The following is an 18,965-nucleotide window of genomic DNA, read 5'->3' as shown; positions in this document are numbered from 1 at the left end:
TTGAGCGCCTCACTGACCGGGGGCGGACGAGTCGTCCGTCTGCGTCCGGTTGATCGGTGGCGTCACATCGGCCTGCTTCATGGCCACGGCGCGCCGGTCGAAGCGCAGGATCATGCCCTCGGCCACCTCGATGTGGGCGCTGGCGTCGTCGAGATGACGGATCGTGCCGTAGATGCCCGACGAGGTCACGACCTCGTCGCCGACATTGAGCGAGGTGTTGAACTCGCGCATCCGCTTCGTCCGCCGGTTGGCACTCCAGAACATCCAGGCCAGCAGCAGGAGCGGCAGGGCGAGGATGACCAACGAGGATCCCCCGTTGCCGTTGTTCATATCAGGCTCAATCCTTCGACTTCTCGATCCGGGCAGCACGCGAACCGGTGGTGGTGCGGGCGACACGTCAACGTCCGGGGACACCGGATGGTGCCGCGGGAGCGGCGGAGGTGCCCGCAGGAGTCTACGTCCGACGTGCGGCTTTGTCAGACCGAGAGGTGGTCGTATGCCGCTGGGCCGGGTCACGTTTTGGCTGCGGTTTCGCCGTGGTCAGGTCTCGAAGCGTCCTCCGGCCAGGTCATCGAGCGGCAGCGTGGCCGCCCACAGCCCTTGGGTGTCGAGCGGGGGCGTGAGGCCGAGATGGGCCCAGGCGAGCGGCGAGGCGGCCCGCCCTCGTGGCGTCCGCAGCATGAAACCCTCCCGGACGAGGAACGGCTCGGCGACGGTCTCGACCGTGTCGGGCTCCTCCCCCACTGCCACCGCCAGGGTCGACAAGCCCACCGGCCCACCGGCGAACCGGCGGCAGAGTGCGTCGAGGACCGCCCGGTCGAGCCGGTCGAGACCACGCTCGTCCACGTCGAACAGCTCCAGCGCCTGACGAGCCGCGGCTTGCGTCACCCGGTCCTCCCCGTGGATCTGGGCCCAGTCGCGCACCCGGCGAAGCAGCCGGTTGGCGATCCGTGGTGTTCCCCTCGAGCGCATGGCGATCTCGACGATGCCGTCCTCGTCGGCGCCGAGGGCGAGCAGGCGCGCGGAGCGGTGCAGGATCGTGACGAGGTCGCTCGGCTCGTAGAAGTCGAGGTGGCCGGTGAAGCCGAAGCGGTCGCGCAGCGGGGCCGGCAGCAGGCCCGCCCGGGTCGTTGCCCCGACGACGGTGAACGGAGGCAGCTCGAGCGGGATCGCCGTGGCTCCGGGGCCCTTGCCGATGATGACGTCGACGCGGAAGTCCTCCATCGCCAGGTACAGCATCTCCTCCGCCGCCCGGGACATCCGGTGGATCTCGTCCAGGAAGAGCACCTCCCCCTCCGCCAGGGACGAGAGCACGGAGGCCAGGTCCCCGGCGTGCTGGATCGCCGGTCCCGACGTGATCCGGATCGGCTGCTCGAGCTCGCTGGCGACGATCATCGCGAGGGTCGTCTTGCCCAGCCCCGGAGGACCGGAGAGAAGCACGTGGTCGGGCGCCGTGCCGCGCCGCTTGGCAGCCTTGAGGACGAGGCCGAGCTGCTCGCGCACGCGGGTCTGGCCGGGAAAGTCATCGAGCCGCCTCGGACGGAGCGCCGCCTCGACCTGTCGTTCGTCGGAGTCACTGCCGGCATCGACGATGCGCGCGGTCGCGTCGTACGACTGGTCCCAGGCCTGCTCGTCGACGCTCATCGACCGAGCTCCTGCAGGGCCGCGCGCAGCATGGCCGAGACGCTCGCACCGTCGGCGGCCTGCGGCGCAACGCGGTCGAGCGCCTCGTCCGCCTGCCGGGCGGTCCAGCCGAGACCGACCAGCGCCTCCCGCACCTGCTCACGCCATTGATCGCCGGTGGTCCGCTGGACCACGAGTCCGGGCTCGTCAGCCGAGCCCCCCAGCGCACCCAGCTTGTCGCGCAGCTCGAGCACCAGCCGCTCGGCGCCCTTCTTGCCGATTCCCGGGACCTTCGTCAGCGCCGCAAGGTCGCCGGCGCCGAGCGCCCGGCGCACGGACACCGGGTCGTGCACGGCGAGCAGGGCCAACGCCAGGCGGGGCCCCACGCCGGACACTGTCTGGACCGTCTCGAAGACGTGCTTCTCGTCCTCGGTCGCGAACCCGTAGAGAGTGAGCGAGTCCTCGCGGACGACGAGGCTGGTCTCGAGCTCGGCGGCCTGGCCCACCCGCACGGAAGCGGCGGTCGCCGGCGTCGTGTGGACGAGCATGCCGACGCCTCCGACGCCGAGGACGACAGAGTCGAGGCCGGCCTTGAGGACGGTTCCGGACAGTGAGGCGATCATCGTCGGGATGCTCCAGCGGTCGTTGGTCGGCGGTAGCGAGTGGGAGCCGTCCGGGCGTGCGCCTCGGCGGCCTGGGCCAGGCGGCTCTGCGTGCCGCCGCGCCAGACGTGGCAGATCGCGAGGGCGAGCGCGTCGGCCGCATCTGCGGGCTTCGGGGCCCGGTCGAGGCCGAGCAGGTGGGTCACCATGGCCGTGACCTGGCGCTTGTCGGCGCGGCCGCTGCCGCTCACGGCGGCCTTGACCTCGGTCGGAGTGTGCAGGGCGATCGGGAGCCCGCGCCGCTCGGCGAGCATCATGACGATCCCCGTGCACTGCGCGGTGCCCATCACGGTGGAGACGTTGGTGTCCGCGAACACCCGCTCGATGGCCACGGCCTCGGGCCGGTGCCGGTCGAACCAGCGGCGCAGCTCGTCCTCCAGCGCGACGAGCCGCCTCGGGGTCGGGTCACGGGGCGGAGTGCGGATCACGCCGACGTCGACGAGCGAGAGCCGCCTTCCGGGCTGCCCCTCGACGACCCCGACACCGCACCGAGTCAGGCCCGGGTCCACTGCGAGGACGCGCACGACCCACCTCCTGACTCGATCTGAGAACCTGACCGAACACGTGTTCGGCTCAACCGTAACGGTCCCGGCGACCGGAGACGTGGAAGGCGCGCCGAAGGGTCGTGCTGCCGAGCGCGCGTCACCGCGAGACCGAGCCCAGCGGCATACGGCCTACTCCTCGTCGTCGAGCGCCGCCAGCACGTCGTCGGGGATGTCGCCGTTGGCGTAGACGTTCTGCACGTCGTCGCTGTCCTCGAGGGCGTCGATGACGCGGATCATCTTCTTGGCGCCGTCGAGGTCGAGTGGGACCTGGAGGTTGGGCACCCACGACGCCTCGGCGGAGTCGTAGTCGATCCCGGCCTCCTGGAGGGCCTGACGCACCGCGACGAAGTCGCTCGCCTCGGAGACGATCTCCCAGGTGTCGCCGTTGTCGTTGACCTCCTCGGCACCCGCGTCGAGGACGACCTCGAGGACAGAGTCCTCCGAGACGTCGCCGGATGACCCGTCCTTCGGGACGATGACGACGCCCTTGCGGTGGAAGACGTACGCGACCGAGCCGGGGTCGGCGAGCTGGCCGCCATTGCGCGTCAGCGCGGTGCGGACCTCGGCTGCCGCCCGGTTGCGGTTGTCCGTGAGGCACTCGATGAGCAGGGCGACCCCGCCGGGCGCATAGCCCTCGTAGGTGATCGGCTGCCAGTCTGCGGCGCCGGCCTCGGCGCCGGAGCCCCGCTTGACCGCACGGTCGATGTTGTCGTTGGGGACGGAGGTCTTCTTGGCCTTCTGGATGGCGTCGTAGAGCGTCGGGTTGCCGGCCGGGTCGCCGCCGCCCTGGCGGGCCGCGACCTCGATGTTCTTGATGAGCTTCGCGAAGAGCTTGCCGCGCTTGGCGTCGATCGCAGCCTTCTTGTGCTTCGTGGTGGCCCATTTGGAGTGGCCGCTCATGCAGACTCCCTCGCGTTCTCGACGATCCGGACGAATTCGGCGTGGATGCGGCGGTCCCCACCCACCTCGGGATGGAACGACGTCGCCACGAGATTGCCCTGCCGAACCGCGACGATCCTACCCGCGGCCGGCCCCTCCCCCACCCGGGCGAGGACCTCGACTCCCTCGCCTGCCTCATCGACCCATGGTGCGCGGATGAAGACCGCGTGAACCGGTTCGTCGAGCCCCGCATAGCGGAGGTCGGTCTCGAACGAGTCGACCTGGCGGCCGAAGGCGTTGCGTCGCACCGTCATGTCGATGCCGCCGAGCGTCTGCTGATCGGCCCGTGCGTCGGCGATGCGGTCGGCGAGCATGATCATCCCTGCGCAGGACCCGAGGACGGGCAGGCCGTCGGCGATCCGCTTGCGCAGCGGCTCCTGCAGCTCGAAGGCCCGGACGAGCTTGTCCATGACCGTCGACTCCCCGCCGGGGATCACGAGGGCGTCGATCTGTTCGACCTCCCCGGGACGGCGGACGGTGACGACCTCGGCGCCGAGCGCGGTGAGGGCGGCGGCGTGCTCGCGCACGTCGCCCTGGACGGCGAGGACGCCGATGGTGATCTTCACAAACCCCAGATCGTATGCCGCTGGGCTCGCCGCGCGTGAACCGGCTCCTGCCGCTCGCGGTACGTTGCCACCATGTCCGACGACGTCATCGACGACCTCCTCGCCCGGGCCAGCGACCTCGACGCGCGTTCGCCGCTGAGCGGTACACGTGAGCGGTTCGTGCTGCCCGACGGGGTCATCTACCTCGACGGCAACTCGCTCGGCGCCCTGCCGCGGACGGTGGGTCCGGTGCTGGCCCGCGTGGTCGAGCACGAGTGGGGCGACCGCCTGATCCGGTCATGGAACGAGGCGGACTGGTGGGGCGCGCAGACCAGGGTCGGCGACCGTATCGGCCGGCTCGTCGGGGCCGCCGCGGGCCAGATCGTGGTCACCGACTCGACGTCGGTCAACCTCTACAAGGCGATCGTCGGGGCAGCGCGGCTGCGGCCGGGGCGCCGGGTCGTGCTCACGGATCCGGCGTCGTTTCCCACCGATCTCTATCTCGCGGAGGCGGCTGCCCGGGTCGAGGGTCTGGAGGTCCGCCGTGTCTCCCCCGCCGACGCTCCGCAGGCCATCGCCGCGCTCGGCCCGGACCTGGCGGTCGCCGCCTACTCGAGCGTGGACTATGCCACCGGCGAGCTGTGGGACCTCGAGCGGATCACCTCGGCTGCCCACGACGTCGGGGCCCTGGCCTGCTGGGACCTCTGCCACTCCGCCGGCGCCGTCGACGTGCGGCTCGACGCCGGCGGCGCCGACGTGGCCGTCGGCTGCGGCTACAAGTACCTCAACGGCGGTCCCGGTGCCCCCTCGTTCATCTACGTGGCCGCGCGTCATCAGGACGCCTTCGACCAGCCGCTCACCGGCTGGTTCGGGCACGCGAACCCATTCGAGATGGCCCGCGAGTACGTCCCCGCATCCGGCATCGACCGACTTCGCGTGGGGACCCCGCCGATGCTGTCCGTGCTGGCCCTGGAGGCGGCGCTCGAGGCGTTCGACGGCCTGTCCATGGCCGACGTGCGGGCGCAGTCCCTCTCGCTGACCTCGATCTTCCGCGAGGCCGTTGCCACGCTGGGCGTCGGCCTGGCGCTGGCGACCCCGGCCGCGGATCGGCAGCGAGGGTCACAGGTGTCGCTCCGCCATCCCGAGGCCTTCGCCGTGGTCCAGGCGCTGATCGCTCGGGGCGTCATCGGCGACTACCGGGAGCCCGACATCGTCCGGCTCGGTTTCGCACCGCTCTACGTGACGCACGTCGACGCGGTCACTGCCGCGCAGCAGCTCAATGAGGTCCTCGACAGCCGCGAGCACGAGCGGCCCGAGTTCGCCACCCGGCACGCCGTCACGTGATCCGCCCGACCCCGTCGCCCGTTTCGTTCGATTGCTCACGTTCCTGCCACGGCACACGGGGCCCTTGACACGATGGGACCCATTGAGGGAGAGGGAGAACCATGAAGCTTCAGACCCTGCTGAGGGAGTCCGAGGAGAGCATTCTGGACGAGGCGTTCTCGGACCTGCAGCGCTCACACGTGCACCACTACGAGAAGGCTGGTGAGACGTTCACCCGCGAGCGTCTGGCCAACCTGTTCGACCTCGTCGTCACCGCGATCGAGTCCCGCAGTCTGACCTCGCTCAGCGCCTATGCGGATCGCATCGCGGCCGAGCGGTTCGACGCCGGCTTCGACATCTCCGAGGTGCAGATGGCCTTCAACTCGCTCGAGGAGGCGATGTGGCGACGCGTGGTGGCCGCCGAGCCGCCGAGCGAGCTCGCTGAGGCCATCGGGTTGCTCAGCACGGTCCTCGGCTTCGGCAAGGACACCGTGGCCCGAAAGTACGTGTCGCTCGCCTCCCAGAAGCACGTCCCCTCGCTCGACCTCACGGCCCTCTTCGCCGGCACCGAGGCGGCCGGGACGCCGAGCGAGTAGGCATCGCCCGAATGAGCCCGGCGCAGCCCGCCGGGCTCGTCTCGCTCATGGGCTCCATTGCCCGGCAATCAGGTTCGTCGTCCACAGGCCCGAAATCCCCTTGACACTGACTCGAATATTTGTTCGAATTGGCGTAGCGACGCGCTCACAGGGAACTCCAGCGGAAGGAGGGCGCTCGTGCCGTACATGGACGCTGAGGCCGCCCTCGTCCAACGGTTCGCCGACCTGATCGAGGGCCTGCCCGGGAGTCTCTGCGAGGACCCGTCAGAGGTCTGGCACGAGCGGGTCCTGGCCAGGCAGCTCGCCGAGGCCGCCGCCCTGCCCGACCCGTTCGAGGCGCTCGACGTGCTCGACTGGCTTCGCACCAGTCGAGGCGCTCCCATGACCTGCACTCCGGCCGGAGCCGCTACCACGAGCGTCAGCGGCGACACCAGCGACACCAGCGAAATCGACCACGTGAGCGAGCGGCTGCAGGAGCAGGCCGACGGGCTCCTGGCCCGGATCGAGGACCTGGAGGCGGAGCGGGCCAGATTGGACGGACGGATCGTCGACGCCTATGGGGACTTCCGCGCGGTCGTCGCCGAGCAGGTCGCGCACCTCGAGGGGGAGTTCAGCCCGGGGCTGGTCAGCAGGCGGCGGCGCGAGACCGCGACGGAGCGGGCCGTGAACGTCGATGTGGCCGCGGTAGACGAGATCACCACCATGACCGCGGTGCCCGCTGGGGAGGCCGGCCGCCGGATGCGGCTGGCCGTGGACGCGATCCGGTACGCCCCGCTGCGAGACCGGCTGGCCGCCGGGTCCGTGTCGCTGCAGCACGCTGCGTTGATCGCGGACGAGGTGTCCGCCCTGGCGCACGCCGAGGGCTGGGACGAGGCCGACCACGACGAGCTCCTCACGGTGGTGGTGGAGCGGGTGCTCGCGCCAATGCCCGACGGGCACCGGCCCACCCATCCGCAGATCCGGCAGCGGCTGACCCGGGCACTGAAGGCGTTGCACGACCCTGCCGCGGCGAAGGCGCGCCGGGAAAGGGCGGCGACGCGGCGCCGGCTCACGGCCGAGCTGACCGAGGACGGGATGGGGGTTCTGGCCCTGCACCTGCCAGCCGAGCAGGTCGTCGCGGTCGCAGACCGGATCGAGCAGCTGGCGCGGTCGATGCGTCAGGCTGGAGACGACCGGAACCTCGATCAGCTGCGCGCGGACCTGGCCGCGGAGGCGCTGCTTCGGCACCGGTACGGCCCCTGCCCCATCCACGAGACGACGGTGGAGGCGGTGCCCCCTGGGCAGACGGCTGAGCGGCCGGCTGAGCACGGCGTGTGTGGCTGCGCTCCGGTGGCCCCGGCGGCGTCGGTGTGGGTCGTGGTCCCCTTCGAGGTCGCCGCCGGGCTCTCGGACGCGCCGTGCGAACTGCCCGGGCATGGCTGGGTCAGCGCCGAGCATGCCCGCCAGATCATCGCCGCGCCGGGGTCGGTGTGGCGGTGGCTGGCCGTGGACCACCTGACCGGGCGGGCGCTCGAGCTGGGCACGGACAGGTACCGGCCGACCCCGGCGATGATCGAGCAGGTCCGGGCCCTGGACGGGCACTGTCGCGGGCCCGGCTGCACGGTCGACGCACGGCGGTGCGACATCGACCATCACACCGCCTGGCCGGAAGGTTCAACGGTCGTGGGCAATCTGGGTCCACTCGACCGGCGCCGGCACCACCAGCCCAAGACCGCCGGACTGACCTCGTGCCAGCCGGTCGGCGACCCGGCCCAGCGCGGTCTGCGCTGGCGGACATTGACGGGGCGGGACTACGTCACCTACCCGAAGTCGTGGACCGAGGCACTGCGAGACCCGGACCCGCCAGCCCCGCCCTCACCATCCCCGCCGGGGGACGAGCCGCCGCCCTTCTGATGGAGTGACCCAGCCACCCGCAGAGGTGTGCCGCCGGGCTCAGCGAGCCCAGCGGCATACGGCGTGGTTGTGGTGGCTGTTCACCAGCCTCGCTCGGCGAGCCGGTGCGGCTGCGGGATCTCGTCCACGTTGATGCCGACCATGGCCTCGCCGAGGCCGCGCGAGACCTTGGCGATGACGTCGGGGTCGTCGTAGAACGTCGTGGCCTTGACGATCGCCTCCGCACGCTGTGCCGGGTTGCCGGACTTGAAGATCCCGGACCCGACGAAGACACCCTCGGCGCCGAGCTGCATCATCATCGCCGCGTCGGCCGGGGTGGCGATGCCACCGGCGGTGAAGAGCACCACGGGCAGCTTGCCGTTGCGGGCGACCTCAGCGACGAGCTCGTAGGGAGCCTGGAGCTCCTTGGCGGCGACGTAGAGCTCGTCCTCGGGGAGGTTCTGGAGGCGGCGGATCTCGGCGCGGATCTGGCGCATGTGAGTCGTCGCGTTGGACACGTCTCCGGTGCCGGCCTCGCCCTTGGAGCGGATCATGGCCGCGCCCTCGGTGATCCGGCGAAGCGCCTCGCCCAGGTTGGTCGCCCCGCAGACGAAGGGGACGGTGAACTTCCACTTGTCGATGTGGTTGGCGTAGTCGGCCGGGGTGAGGACCTCGGACTCGTCGATGTAGTCGACGCCGAGGCTCTGGAGGACCTGCGCCTCGACGAAGTGTCCGATCCGGGCCTTCGCCATGACGGGGATCGACACGGTGGAGATGATGCCGTCGATCATGTCGGGGTCGCTCATCCGGGAAACCCCGCCCTGGGCGCGGATGTCCGCGGGAACGCGCTCGAGCGCCATGACCGCGACGGCCCCGGCGTCCTGGGCGATCTTGGCCTGCTCGGGCGTCACGACGTCCATGATGACGCCGCCCTTGAGCATCTCGGCCATGCCCCGCTTGACGGGGGTGGTGCCGGTGCCGGTCTCGGGCTGGGGGTGAGACTGGGTCTCAGGAGTGGTCACGCTGGTCCTGCTTTCCGTGCTCGGTTGATGCTAAGAATCGTAGGCCCATCCGAGGGGTCCCTCGACCTCGCCGGTTCGCCGCGGACCAGGGAACGGAGATCAGGCGGCCAGGCCGGGCGGCAGCTCGTCGTCAAACTCCACGGTCAGCGGCATGGGCGTGTGGCCGGCCAGGCGGAACAGCCGCACGGCCCATTTGCGCCGCACTCGTCGGACGTCGGTGACCGCGTCGTTGTGGAACCGCCTCGCGAGCGAGACCCTGGTGCAGGTCGAGCGGAGCCGGTCCAAGTGGTCGACCCCGAGCGGACCGGCCTCGCGGATCTTCGCGCACGTGGGCTCGGTGATCGAGTGGTGCAAGGCCTCGGTCAGGTCGTTCTCGACGACCTCGCGGATCTCGCCGTGCTCGCCCGGGTTCTCCAACGACTCGGCCGATGCGGTGGCCAGGATGAGCGACGTCGCGCCGTCGAGCAAACCGCTGTTGGCGAGCTCGAGCGACGCCTCGGCTCGCCTGACGAGCTGGGCGTCAAGAGCCGCCAAGGTGCCCGTGAGCCTGACGTGGAGCCGGTCGAGCCGGGCCGCCGTGTAGGTGAGGTACCAGGCGATGATAACGAGGACGAACAGAACCGCGAAGACCCACGAGAGGAGCTCGCTCATCGGGCACCCCCGCGCAGGAAGCGGTTCCACCGCGATGGCGGCTCCGTTTGCGCCGCGAGCCGGCCCTCGATCACCGTCTCGTAGACCGCGCGGATCTGGTCGGCCACGACCGACCAGTCGAAGCGATGCGCCCGCTGCTGGCCCCGGGCGGCGAGGTCCCGACGACGCTCGGGCTCCTCGAGCAGACCGATGAGCTGGCGGGCGAGGTCGGCCGGGTCCTCGTTGCGGAACATCGCACCGACGGCGCCCCCGTCGAGGACCCGGGAGAACGCCGAGAGGTCACTGGCCAGGACGCAGGCGCCGGACGCCATCGCCTCGATGAGGATGATCCCGAAGCTCTCGCCGCCGGTGTTCGGCGCGACATAGAGGTCGACCGAGGAGAGCAGCGACGCCTTCTCCTCGTCGGAGACCGCCCCGAGGAACTCCGCAGCCTCACGCACGTCAGGCGGCCATGCTCCCGTGATCTCCCCCGGGTTCCCGGGGCCGGCGACGAGCAGCCGCAGCCCCGGCACCTGCTCGAGCACGGTCGGCAGGGCGGCCGCCAGGACAGGTAGTCCCTTTCGTGGCTCGGCCATCCGTCCGAGGAAGGCGATCGTCGGCCGATCCGCGGTGCCCGTCCACGCCGGTCGATGCAGCGCGCCGGCGAAGCGGTCCACGTAGACCCCGTTGGGGATGACGACCGCGTCTCCACCGACGTGCGTCGTCACGGTTCGGCGGGCGTCCTCGCTCACGGCGATCCGGGCCGAGATCTTCTCCAGGTAGGGGCGGACGATCGGATAGGCCGTCTGCATCGTGCGAGACCGGAGCATCGAGGTGTGAAACGTCCCGACGATCGGCCCGTCGGCCGCCATGAGGGCGAGGACGCTGACACTCGGGGACATCGGCTCGTGGATGTGGAGGACGTCGAACCTGCCGTGGTCGAGCCACCGGCCCACCTTGGCCGCCGTGACCGGACCGAAGGCCAGTCGTGCCACGGAGCCGTTGAACCGGACGGCGGTGGCGCGACCGGCCGACACGACGTAGTCGGGCAGCGCAGTCTCGCTGTCGGCCGGCGCCAGCACCGACACTTCGTCGCCCTCGCCGATGAAGTGCTCGGCCAGGTCACGGACGTGGAACTGCACCCCGCCGGGAACGTCGAACGAGTACGGACAGACGATGCCGATCCTCATGGGCGAGCGCACCGGACCCGGGTCATGAGAGGTCCTCGACGAAGACCCGCTGGAGCATGTGCCAGCTCGACGTGTGCTGGCGAATCGTCACGGACAGGTGGTCGGCGCACTGCTGAATCAGGTCCTGGGCCTTGGCGGCCGTGGGGCCGTCCACTCGAGGATGGAGCCGTTCGCTGAACTCGATGACCGTCCGGTAGCCGCCGAGACCGTGGCCCTTGGGCGCGGGCTCGTAGTGGATCGCCGCGCAGTACAGCGGCGCCCCGGTGAGCAGGGAGAGGACCGCAGGCCCCTTGGCCATCCTCGCCGGGTGGCCGACGAGGTCCACCTCGACGCCGTTGCTGGTCAGGTCGCGGTCGCTCGCCAGGGCGATGAGCCGGCCACCGGCGCGCGCGGCCTGTACGAGCGCGGCGAAGGGGTCGTCGCCGCCAGTCAGCGGGATGATGTCCATGTCGATGGCGTTGCGGAAGGCGACGAACTCCTGGAAGACCTCCTCGGGCTTGAGCCGCTCAGCCACCGTCGTCACCGGCGCCAGGGTGCCCGCGGCCCACGCCGCCGCGAGGTCGAAGTTGCCGAGGTGGCCGACGAAGACGACGGCCGTCTCTCCCTTCTCGGTGAACAGGCGCGGCCCGTCCGCGCCACGACTGACGACGGCACGGTCGATCTGCTCCCTGCTGAGGGAAGGCAGTCGGAACGCCTCGCAGTAGTAGCGCATGTAGGAGCGCATCCCGGCTCGCACGAGGGAGTCGAGCGATGCCTCGTCGAGCTCCGGACGTGCCTTCTGGTAGTTCGCGCGGAGCCGCTCGACCCGTCTGCCGCCACGGCGCACGGCGACGTCGGCAATCCGGTTGAACAGCCCGTAGGCGACCGGCTCCGGGAGCCCGCGCAGCGCCCGCCAGCCGAGCTTGAAGCCGGCGACGGTGAGCTGGTCCCTGAGGTCGCGGGTCGCGATGGCAGCGTCAGAAGTGCCTCGCACCTGGGTCAATGGTTGACCTCGCCGGCTGCGAGGGCCTGCGAGCGCACCGTCATGATGCGTTGCACGACCGTGACGAAGCTGGCCACTGCGAGCAGGGCGAGGACCACACCGAGCAGGAGCGTCGAGTCGAACAGGTCCGCGAAGAACGTTGCGACGAGCACGGCCACCAGCCGATCGGCGCGCTCGGCGATGCCGACCGAGGCGGTGAACCCAAGGCCCTCGGCCCGTGCCCGCGCGTAGGAGACGACGCTGCCGAGGATGAGGCATGCGAGCGAGAGCCCGGCCATGACGCTGTTGTCCCCCATCCCGGCGTAGTAGAGCACCAGGCCGCCGAAGATCGCCGCGTCACCGATGCGGTCGAGGGTCGAGTCGAGGTACGCGCCCCATTTCGTCGAGCCCCCTGACTGGCGGGCCATGATGCCGTCGACCGTGTCCGAGAAGACGAAGGCGGTGATGACGAGCACGCCGACCCACAGCTCGCCGCGCGGGAAGAAGTAGAGGGCGCCCGCGCTGACTCCGACCGTGCCCACAACGGTCACGATGTCCGCGCTGACGCCGATCTTGAGCAGGAGGCGGGCGATCGGACCGAGGATCTTCGTGACGGTCGCACGGAGGAATCTGTCGAGCATAGTGGGGCCAGCCTACTGACCTGACAGGTCAGCCTGCTGCAGCGTCAGGTGGGTGGCCACGCAGCGACGACCCGCTGGCGAGTGTCCTCGAGGAGCACAGGGAGCGCCTTCGTCTGGCCGACGATCGGCAGGAAGTTCGAGTCGCCTCCCCACCGCGGCACGATGTGCTGGTGCAGGTGGGCGGCGACGCCGGCCCCGGCGACGGCACCCTGGTTCATGCCCAGGTTGAAGCCGTGTGGCCCCGAGGCTGCTTCGAGAGCCCGGATCGCGTCCTTGGTCAGTGCGGTGAACTCCTCCGTCTCCTCGTCGGTGAGGTCGACGTAGAGAGAGACGTGGCGGTACGGGCAGACGAGCAGATGGCCCGGGTTGTACGGGAACAGGTTCATCACGACGTAGCAGTGGGTCCCCCGGTGGACGATGAGCCCCTCGTCGTCGCTCTTGTCCGGAGCGGTGCAGAAGGGGCAGCCGGAGCCCGGCTCGTCGGTCGGCCTGTCACCGACGATGTAGGCCATCCGGTGGGGCGTCCACAGTCGCTGGAATCCGTCGTCGACGTGCGCGAAGTCGGCGTGGTCCTCGAGCCGGGCATGCTGGGCATCGACGGCAGGGCTGACCGCTGGGCCGGTCTCCGAGGCTCCACTGTCGCTCCCCTGATCCGTCATGGCCCGCATCCTATGTCGAGCCGGTTCCGCCCTGGCGGGCGTGTCGATTTGAGGCCTGAGGGGACGAGCGGGTTCAATAGCGGTGGCCCTGCCGTGTGTGAGACGGCGGGGCCAACCTGTCTTGCGTATGCCGCTGGGCCGGCTTCCGCTCGCCCGGACGCGACGCGGCCCCGTGGGTGTGAGAGCCACGGGGCCGGGCATCGGTGGCCTTCCCCAGATGGGAAGGTGAAGGCCCGGGAAGTATGAGTTCCCGGGCCTTCTCTCTCACTCACCGAGGTGAGGAAGAGGCCGATCCGCCGAAGCGGTTCGGTAGTTCTGTTGTAGCCCCGCGGCGTGGTGTTTGCAAGGGGTTCGCCGAAAGTTTGTCGGCAGAGCTCCCGACTCACGGCGTGTCGCCGAGACACGCCGACAAGCGCCGCCCGGGCGGACGCGCTAGACCTGAGCGCGCGACTCGATCGCCGTCAGGATCTCCGCGACTGCGTCGTCGATCGGCACGCCGTTCTTCTGCGAACCGTCCCGATAGCGGAATGACACCGCACCGGCAGCGCGGTCGTCCTCCCCTGCGATGAGCACGTACGGCACCTTCGACTTCGATGCGTTGCGGATCTTCTTCGGGAAGCGATCATCGCTCGCATCCAACTCGACGCGAACTCCCTTGCGGCGCAGCCGGTCCAGCACCTCGCCGAGGTAGTCGGCGAACTCGTCCGCCACCGGTACACCGAGCACCTGGACCGGCGAGAGCCACACCGGGAACGCGCCGGCGTAGTGCTCGACGAGCACCCCGAGGAACCGCTCGATCGAGCCGAACTTGGCCGAGTGGATCATCACCGGCTGCTGGCGCGACCCGTCCGCTGCCTGGTACTCGAGGCCGAACCGCTCGGGCTGGTTGAAGTCGTACTGGATCGTCGACATCTGCCAGGTGCGGCCGATCGCGTCCCGGGCCTGGACGGAGATCTTCGGGCCGTAGAAGGCGGCCCCGCCGGGGTCGGCGACGAGCTCGAGACCGGAAGCCGTCGCGACGTCCTCGAGCACCGCGGTCGCGACCTCCCACTGCTCGTCGGAGCCGATGAACTTCGAGGACTTCTCCCCCTCCGTGTCGCGGGTCGACAGCTCGAGGTAGAAGTCCTCGAGGCCGAAGTCACGCAGCAGCGACAGGACGAAGTCGAGCAGGTGCTTGATCTCTGCGGGCGCCTGCTCGGGCGTGACGTAGGAGTGCGAGTCGTCCTGCGTCATCCCGCGCACCCGAGTGAGGCCGTGCACGACCCCCGACTTCTCGTAGCGGTAGACCGACCCGAACTCGAAGAACCGAAGCGGCAGCTCGCGGTACGACCGCCCTCGGGACTGGTAGATGAGGTTGTGCATCGGGCAGTTCATCGCCTTGAGCTGGTACTTGGCGCCCTCCAGCTCCATCGGGGGGAACATGGTGTCGGCGTAGTACGGCAAGTGCCCGGACGTGTGGAAGAGACCGTCCTTGGTGATGTGCGGCGTGCCGACGTAGTCGAAGCCTTCCTCGATGTGCCGCCGGCGGACGTAGTCCTCCATCTCGCGCTTGATGACGCCACCTTTGGGGTGGAAGACGGGCAGACCCGACCCCAGCTCGTCGGGGAAGCTGAACAGGTCGAGCTCGGCGCCGAGCTTGCGGTGGTCGCGTCGCTCCGCCTCCGCGAGCCTGTCCAGGTGAGCTCGCAGCTCTTCTTTGCTCGGCCACGCGGTTCCGTAGATCCGTTGCAGCTGCGGGTTCTTCTCCGATCCGCGCCAGTACGCGGCAGCGACCCGCATCAGCTTGAAGGCGTTGCCGATGAGCTTGGTGTTGGGGATGTGCGGGCCTCGGCAGAGGTCGCCCCACGCCCGGCTCCCGTCCCGGCGGAGGTTGTCGTAGATCGTCAGCTCGCCGCCGCCGACCTCGACACTGGCCCCTTCGGCCGCCTCTCCGGCACCACTCTTGAGCCCGACGAGCTCGCACTTGTACGGCTCATGAGCGAGCTCGGCGAGGGCCGCCTCGTCGGTGACGACCCGGCGGGCGAACGTCTGGCCCTCGTTGATGATCTTCTGCATGACCTTCTCGAGGGCCTTGAGGTCATCCGGGTGGAAGGGCTTCTCGACGTCGAAGTCGTAGTAGAAGCCGTCGCGGATCGGTGGCCCGATCCCGAGCTTTGCGTCGGCGTGGAGGGACTGGACCGCCTGCGCGAGGACGTGCGCGGTTGAGTGCCGGAGGACAGCCAAGCCGTCCTCGCTGTCGATGCTCACCGGCTCGACGACATCGCCGTCCTCGATGACGTGGAAGAGGTCGCGCAGCTCCCCGTTGACGCGGGCCACGACGATCGACCGGTCGCCGTCGAAGAGCTCGCCGGCCGTCGTCTGCTCCGCAACCGATCGCTCGCTTCCGGCGATGGTGACGGTGATCGGTGCAGACACGAGGGCACTCCTTCAAGGGTCGTATGCCGCTGGGCGCGGCCGCGCTCAAGCGTATCGACAGCGCGGTGTGCGTTCCTAAAGCGGATCGTGCCCCGTCGGGAGGCGGAGCACGGCGACCCCGGCGAAGCGGCCCTCCTTGAGGTCGTCGAGCGCTTGGTCAGCGGTGTCGAAGGGATAGGTCGTCACTGTCGAGCGCACGCCCAGCCGTGCGGCCAGGGCGAGCAGCTCCTCGCCGTCCTGTCGGGTGTTCGCGGTGACGGAGGTGAGCGTCTTCTCGCGGAAGAGATGGTGCTGGTAGTCCAGCGTCGGGATGTCGCTGACGTGGATGCCGGCCAGCGCGAGGGTGCCACCCTGCTCCAGTCCGGCCAGGGCCACCGGCACCAGCTCACCGGCGGGCGCGAAGAGGATGGACGCGTCGAGGGGTACCGGAGGCAGTCCGTCCGCCGGTCCGGCCGAGCTCGCCCCGAGGTCCAGTGCAAGCTGCCGTGCTTCCTCCCCGCGCGTGAGGACGTGGACCTCGGCGCCGAGGGCCAGAGCCAACTGAGCGGTCAGGTGGGCGCTGGCTCCGAAGCCATAGATGCCGAGACGCCCGCCCGGAGGCAGCGCTGCCCTCCGGAGCGCGCGGTAGCCGATGATGCCGGCACAGAGGAGCGGCGCGGCTTGCTCGGCCTCGATCTCCGGTGGGATGCCGTACGCGTACGCCTCGGGCGCCGTCGTGAACGTGGCGTAGCCCCCATCGTCGTCCCAGCCGGTGAACCGTGCTGAGCGACAGAGGTTCTCACGACCCGACCGGCACCAACGACATGTCCCGCACGTGCTGCGTAGCCACGCGATGCCGATGCGGTCGCCGATCTCGAAGCGGGACGCCACCTCTCCGAGTGCGACGACCCGGCCGACGACCTCATGGCCTGGGACGACGTGAGGTCGATGCTCGGGCAGGTCACCCTCGGTGACGTGCAGGTCGGTCCGGCAGACACCGCAGGTCTCGACCTGCACGAGCACTTCCCCACGGCCCAGTCGTGGCAGGGCGCGCTCGACCTGACGGATGCGGCCGGGGCCGTCGGACCCGATCGTCTCCCAGGCACTCAACGTCTCGGGGAGGCTCGAGAGGTCGGTCATGACAACAGCGTCACTCGTACGGAATGGTTCGTCTACCAAGAGTGCTCGACGACGGCGTGCTCGATGTCGCCTTTTGCGCTGGCAAGCCGGGAGAGGGTGTGGTCCGACGCGATCGCACTCCTCAGATGGACCGTCGAGGGCAGCCGGACCGGCTTGCGGAACCAGACTCGGCTCGTGAGACCCGAGGCGGGCAGCACCGGAGCGAGGGCGGCCACGACTCGGGCGTAGGTGTACATGCCGTGCGCGATGGCGGTCGGGAAGCCGAGCGGCCGCGCGGTGAGCGCGTGCAGGTGAATCGGGTTCCAGTCACCTGAGACCCTCGCATACCTGCGTCCGGCGTCCTCCCCGATCCGCCACCTCGGGCCGGCCGCCGCGTCCTGCAGCGGCTCGAGAATCGGCGGCTCGGACGGTGCCGCATCGGGGTGCTCGGTCCCCTTTGACAGGTAGGTGCTGACGCCGCGCCAGACGACCTCCCCATCGACGCTGGCCTCGGAGACGAGGTCGGCCTGCTGGCCGCGGCGGTGCGGTCGCAGGTTCTCCGCCCACACGGCGAGGTCGAGGCTCTCCCCCACCGCGATGGGACGCGTTGCGGTGATGGCGTTCTCGAGATGCACGGCGCCGGTCAGGCCCAGCGGAAAGTCACGCTCGCTCATCAGGGCCATCTGCAGGGGGAAGGCCAGCAGGTGCGGGTAGGTCAGCGGCAGGGCGGCGCCCACCGTGAACCCGCACAGCCGCGCGTAGTCGACGAGGTTGCCCACATCGACCCCGATGCCGCTCCGGACGGCTCGGACGTCGGGCAGCGGCCCGGACGTGGCACGTCCGGTGACCAGTGCGGATGCGTAGATCCGCCTGAGGTCGGGGGCTGCCCCGAAGGTGAGCTCGCGTGCCATGGCCGACCCGCTCATGCGCCGAGCCAGCTCTGCCCGCACACCCGCACCACCTGGCCCGTCACGGCGGCCGCGCCGGGCTGGCTGAGCCAGGCGATCGTCTCCGCCACGTCCCTGGGCAGACCACCCTGCTGGAGCGAGTTGATCCGGCGCCCCATCTCGCGGGTGGCGAAGGGAATTCGAGCCGTCATCTCGGTCTCGATGAAGCCCGGAGCGACCGCGTTGACGGTGATACCACGGTGTCTGACCTGGGCCGCCAGGGCGGTCACGAGGCCGATGACACCTGCCTTGCTCGCGCCGTAGTTGGTCTGGCCGCGGTTGCCCGCGATGCCGGCGATGGAGGACAGGCAGACGATGCGGCCACCCTCCGTGAGGCCGCCCTCGCCGAGCATGGCCTCGTTCATCCGCAGGATGGAGCGCAGGTTGACGTCGATGACGCTGTCCCACCGGTCCTCGTCGAGGTTGACGAAGAGCTTGTCCCGCGTGATCCCGGCGTTGTGGATGACGATGTCGATGCCGCCGTGACGTTGCGTCGCATGCTCCACGATGCGCCTTCCGGCATCGGCAGCCGTGACGTCGACCTGGAGGGCCGTGCCCTTCACCTCGTTGGCCACCCGGGCCAGCGCCTCACCGGCCGCGGGGATGTCGACGGCCACGACGGTGGCGCCGTCGCGGGCGAGGACCTTGGAGATCTCGGCGCCAATGCCTCTCGCTGCCCCGGTGACGACCGCGACCTTGCCGGCGAGCGGCTGCCCGGGGTTTGAGTTCGTCCCGGGAGAGTCGGCAACCCGCAGCACCTGGCCGTTGACGTAGGCGGATCTTCCGGAGAGGAGGAACTCCACCGCAGACCACACCCCATCGTGCGCCTCGCCCTGGGCGAGCACGAGATTGCCTGTCGCACCGAGCCGCAGCTCCTTGGCGAGAGAGCGCCCGAAGCCCTCCAGGGCACGCTGCGTGACCACCTCGGTGACGTCAGTCAACGTCGCCGGGTCCGTGCCGATGACGACGACGCGAGCGTTCTTGGCGAGCCGCTTGACGGCTGGGGCGCCGATGATGCGTAGCTGGGCCAGCTCGGTCGGGTCCAGCGCCGCGGACAGGTCAAGGATGAGGGCGCCGAGCCGGTCCTCCGTGTCCTCGACGGCGCTCAGGACTGTGGCGCCGGCCTGCTCGAGGCGGGTCCGCAGGGACTTCTCGAAGCGGCCTCCGCCGGCGAGGAGCACCGGGCCGTGGACGAGGGGATCCCCCGGCGTGTAGCGGCGCAGCTGGGTCGGCTGCGGCACGCCGGCCCTTCTCGCCAGGGGTGACGTGATGACCGTCGTGAAGAGATCAGCCATGG

Annotated in this window: 19 protein-coding genes; 3 read left to right on the top strand and 16 right to left on the bottom strand. The window is 70.1% G+C overall.

What is annotated here, in order from left to right:
* Positions 1 to 9: 9 nt before the first annotated feature.
* The 6 genes from yajC to pdxT all read right to left on the bottom strand — a co-directional run bounded on the left by yajC (position 10) and on the right by pdxT (position 4,335).
* The gene (gene yajC / locus ABF401_RS07615; RefSeq protein WP_353508934.1) at positions 10 to 330 is read right to left on the bottom strand and encodes a preprotein translocase subunit YajC; all 321 of its coding nucleotides are present in this window, start codon (positions 328 to 330) and stop codon (positions 10 to 12) included.
* A gap of 210 nt (positions 331 to 540) precedes the next feature.
* The gene (gene ruvB, locus ABF401_RS07610; RefSeq protein WP_353508933.1) at positions 541 to 1,644 is read right to left on the bottom strand and encodes a Holliday junction branch migration DNA helicase RuvB; all 1,104 of its coding nucleotides are present in this window, start codon (positions 1,642 to 1,644) and stop codon (positions 541 to 543) included.
* Positions 1,641 to 2,246 (bottom strand): Holliday junction branch migration protein RuvA, encoded by a 606-nt coding sequence (gene ruvA / locus ABF401_RS07605; RefSeq protein ID WP_353508932.1) that lies wholly within the window; start codon positions 2,244 to 2,246, stop codon positions 1,641 to 1,643. The genes ruvB and ruvA overlap by 4 nt, the downstream gene beginning before the upstream one ends.
* A complete protein-coding gene (ruvC, locus tag ABF401_RS07600; RefSeq protein WP_353508931.1) occupies positions 2,243 to 2,809 on the bottom strand; it encodes a crossover junction endodeoxyribonuclease RuvC in 567 nt (188 codons plus the stop codon). The genes ruvA and ruvC overlap by 4 nt, the downstream gene beginning before the upstream one ends.
* Positions 2,810 to 2,959: 150 nt before the next feature.
* Complete coding sequence (locus tag ABF401_RS07595) at positions 2,960 to 3,730, bottom strand: YebC/PmpR family DNA-binding transcriptional regulator (RefSeq protein ID WP_353508930.1); 771 nt, start codon at positions 3,728 to 3,730, stop codon at positions 2,960 to 2,962.
* Positions 3,727 to 4,335, bottom strand: a complete 609-nt coding sequence (gene pdxT, locus ABF401_RS07590) for a pyridoxal 5'-phosphate synthase glutaminase subunit PdxT (protein ID WP_353508929.1) — start codon at positions 4,333 to 4,335, stop codon at positions 3,727 to 3,729. Before pdxT ends, ABF401_RS07595 begins: the two co-directional genes overlap by 4 nt.
* 72 nt (positions 4,336 to 4,407) lie before the next feature.
* On the opposite strand from pdxT, the gene kynU reads away from it, so the two are divergent.
* The 3 genes from kynU (at position 4,408) to ABF401_RS07575 (ending at position 8,126) form a co-directional block, all read left to right on the top strand.
* Complete coding sequence (gene kynU, locus ABF401_RS07585; protein ID WP_353508928.1) at positions 4,408 to 5,658, top strand: kynureninase; 1,251 nt, start codon at positions 4,408 to 4,410, stop codon at positions 5,656 to 5,658.
* A 101-nt stretch (positions 5,659 to 5,759) separates the two neighbouring features.
* Positions 5,760 to 6,233: an RsbRD N-terminal domain-containing protein gene (locus ABF401_RS07580; protein ID WP_353508927.1), complete on the top strand. Its 474-nt coding sequence runs from the start codon at positions 5,760 to 5,762 to the stop codon at positions 6,231 to 6,233.
* Positions 6,234 to 6,410: 177 nt separating this feature from the next.
* Positions 6,411 to 8,126 (top strand): HNH endonuclease signature motif containing protein, encoded by a 1,716-nt coding sequence (locus tag ABF401_RS07575; RefSeq protein ID WP_502908203.1) that lies wholly within the window; start codon positions 6,411 to 6,413, stop codon positions 8,124 to 8,126.
* Positions 8,127 to 8,206: 80 nt separating this feature from the next.
* Here the strand turns inward: ABF401_RS07575 and pdxS are convergent, their stop codons facing one another.
* The 10 genes from pdxS to ABF401_RS07525 form a co-directional block, all read right to left on the bottom strand.
* Positions 8,207 to 9,127, bottom strand: a complete 921-nt coding sequence (pdxS, locus tag ABF401_RS07570) for a pyridoxal 5'-phosphate synthase lyase subunit PdxS (protein WP_353508926.1) — start codon at positions 9,125 to 9,127, stop codon at positions 8,207 to 8,209.
* A 99-nt stretch (positions 9,128 to 9,226) separates the two neighbouring features.
* On the bottom strand, positions 9,227 to 9,778 hold the full coding sequence (locus tag ABF401_RS07565) for a hypothetical protein (protein ID WP_353508925.1): 552 nt from the start codon (positions 9,776 to 9,778) through the stop codon (positions 9,227 to 9,229).
* Positions 9,775 to 10,947: a glycosyltransferase family 4 protein gene (locus ABF401_RS07560; RefSeq protein WP_353508924.1), complete on the bottom strand. Its 1,173-nt coding sequence runs from the start codon at positions 10,945 to 10,947 to the stop codon at positions 9,775 to 9,777. The genes ABF401_RS07565 and ABF401_RS07560 overlap by 4 nt, the downstream gene beginning before the upstream one ends.
* A gap of 22 nt (positions 10,948 to 10,969) precedes the next feature.
* Positions 10,970 to 11,920 (bottom strand): phosphatidylinositol mannoside acyltransferase, encoded by a 951-nt coding sequence (locus ABF401_RS07555; protein ID WP_353508923.1) that lies wholly within the window; start codon positions 11,918 to 11,920, stop codon positions 10,970 to 10,972.
* A gap of 5 nt (positions 11,921 to 11,925) precedes the next feature.
* A complete protein-coding gene (gene pgsA, locus ABF401_RS07550) occupies positions 11,926 to 12,549 on the bottom strand; it encodes a phosphatidylinositol phosphate synthase (protein ID WP_353508922.1) in 624 nt (207 codons plus the stop codon).
* Between the two features lie 44 nt (positions 12,550 to 12,593).
* On the bottom strand, positions 12,594 to 13,208 hold the full coding sequence (locus ABF401_RS07545) for an HIT family protein (RefSeq protein ID WP_353508921.1): 615 nt from the start codon (positions 13,206 to 13,208) through the stop codon (positions 12,594 to 12,596).
* Between the two features lie 432 nt (positions 13,209 to 13,640).
* Positions 13,641 to 15,623, bottom strand: coding sequence for a threonine--tRNA ligase (thrS, locus tag ABF401_RS07540; protein ID WP_353508920.1), 1,983 nt, complete (start codon positions 15,621 to 15,623; stop codon positions 13,641 to 13,643).
* Positions 15,624 to 15,698: 75 nt separating this feature from the next.
* Positions 15,699 to 16,742: a zinc-dependent alcohol dehydrogenase family protein gene (locus tag ABF401_RS07535; RefSeq protein ID WP_353508919.1), complete on the bottom strand. Its 1,044-nt coding sequence runs from the start codon at positions 16,740 to 16,742 to the stop codon at positions 15,699 to 15,701.
* A 32-nt stretch (positions 16,743 to 16,774) separates the two neighbouring features.
* Positions 16,775 to 17,647, bottom strand: coding sequence for a MaoC/PaaZ C-terminal domain-containing protein (locus tag ABF401_RS07530; RefSeq protein WP_353508918.1), 873 nt, complete (start codon positions 17,645 to 17,647; stop codon positions 16,775 to 16,777).
* A complete protein-coding gene (locus ABF401_RS07525; protein WP_353508917.1) occupies positions 17,644 to 18,963 on the bottom strand; it encodes a 3-oxoacyl-ACP reductase in 1,320 nt (439 codons plus the stop codon). Before ABF401_RS07525 ends, ABF401_RS07530 begins: the two co-directional genes overlap by 4 nt.
* Positions 18,964 to 18,965: the final 2 nt, after the last annotated feature.

The sequence above is a fragment of the Intrasporangium sp. genome (genome assembly GCF_040414665.1).
Classification (GTDB): Bacteria; Actinomycetota; Actinomycetes; order Actinomycetales; family Dermatophilaceae; genus Intrasporangium.
Note: the sequence above shows the minus strand (reverse complement) of the source record. Positions and strands in the feature narration are given on the sequence as shown.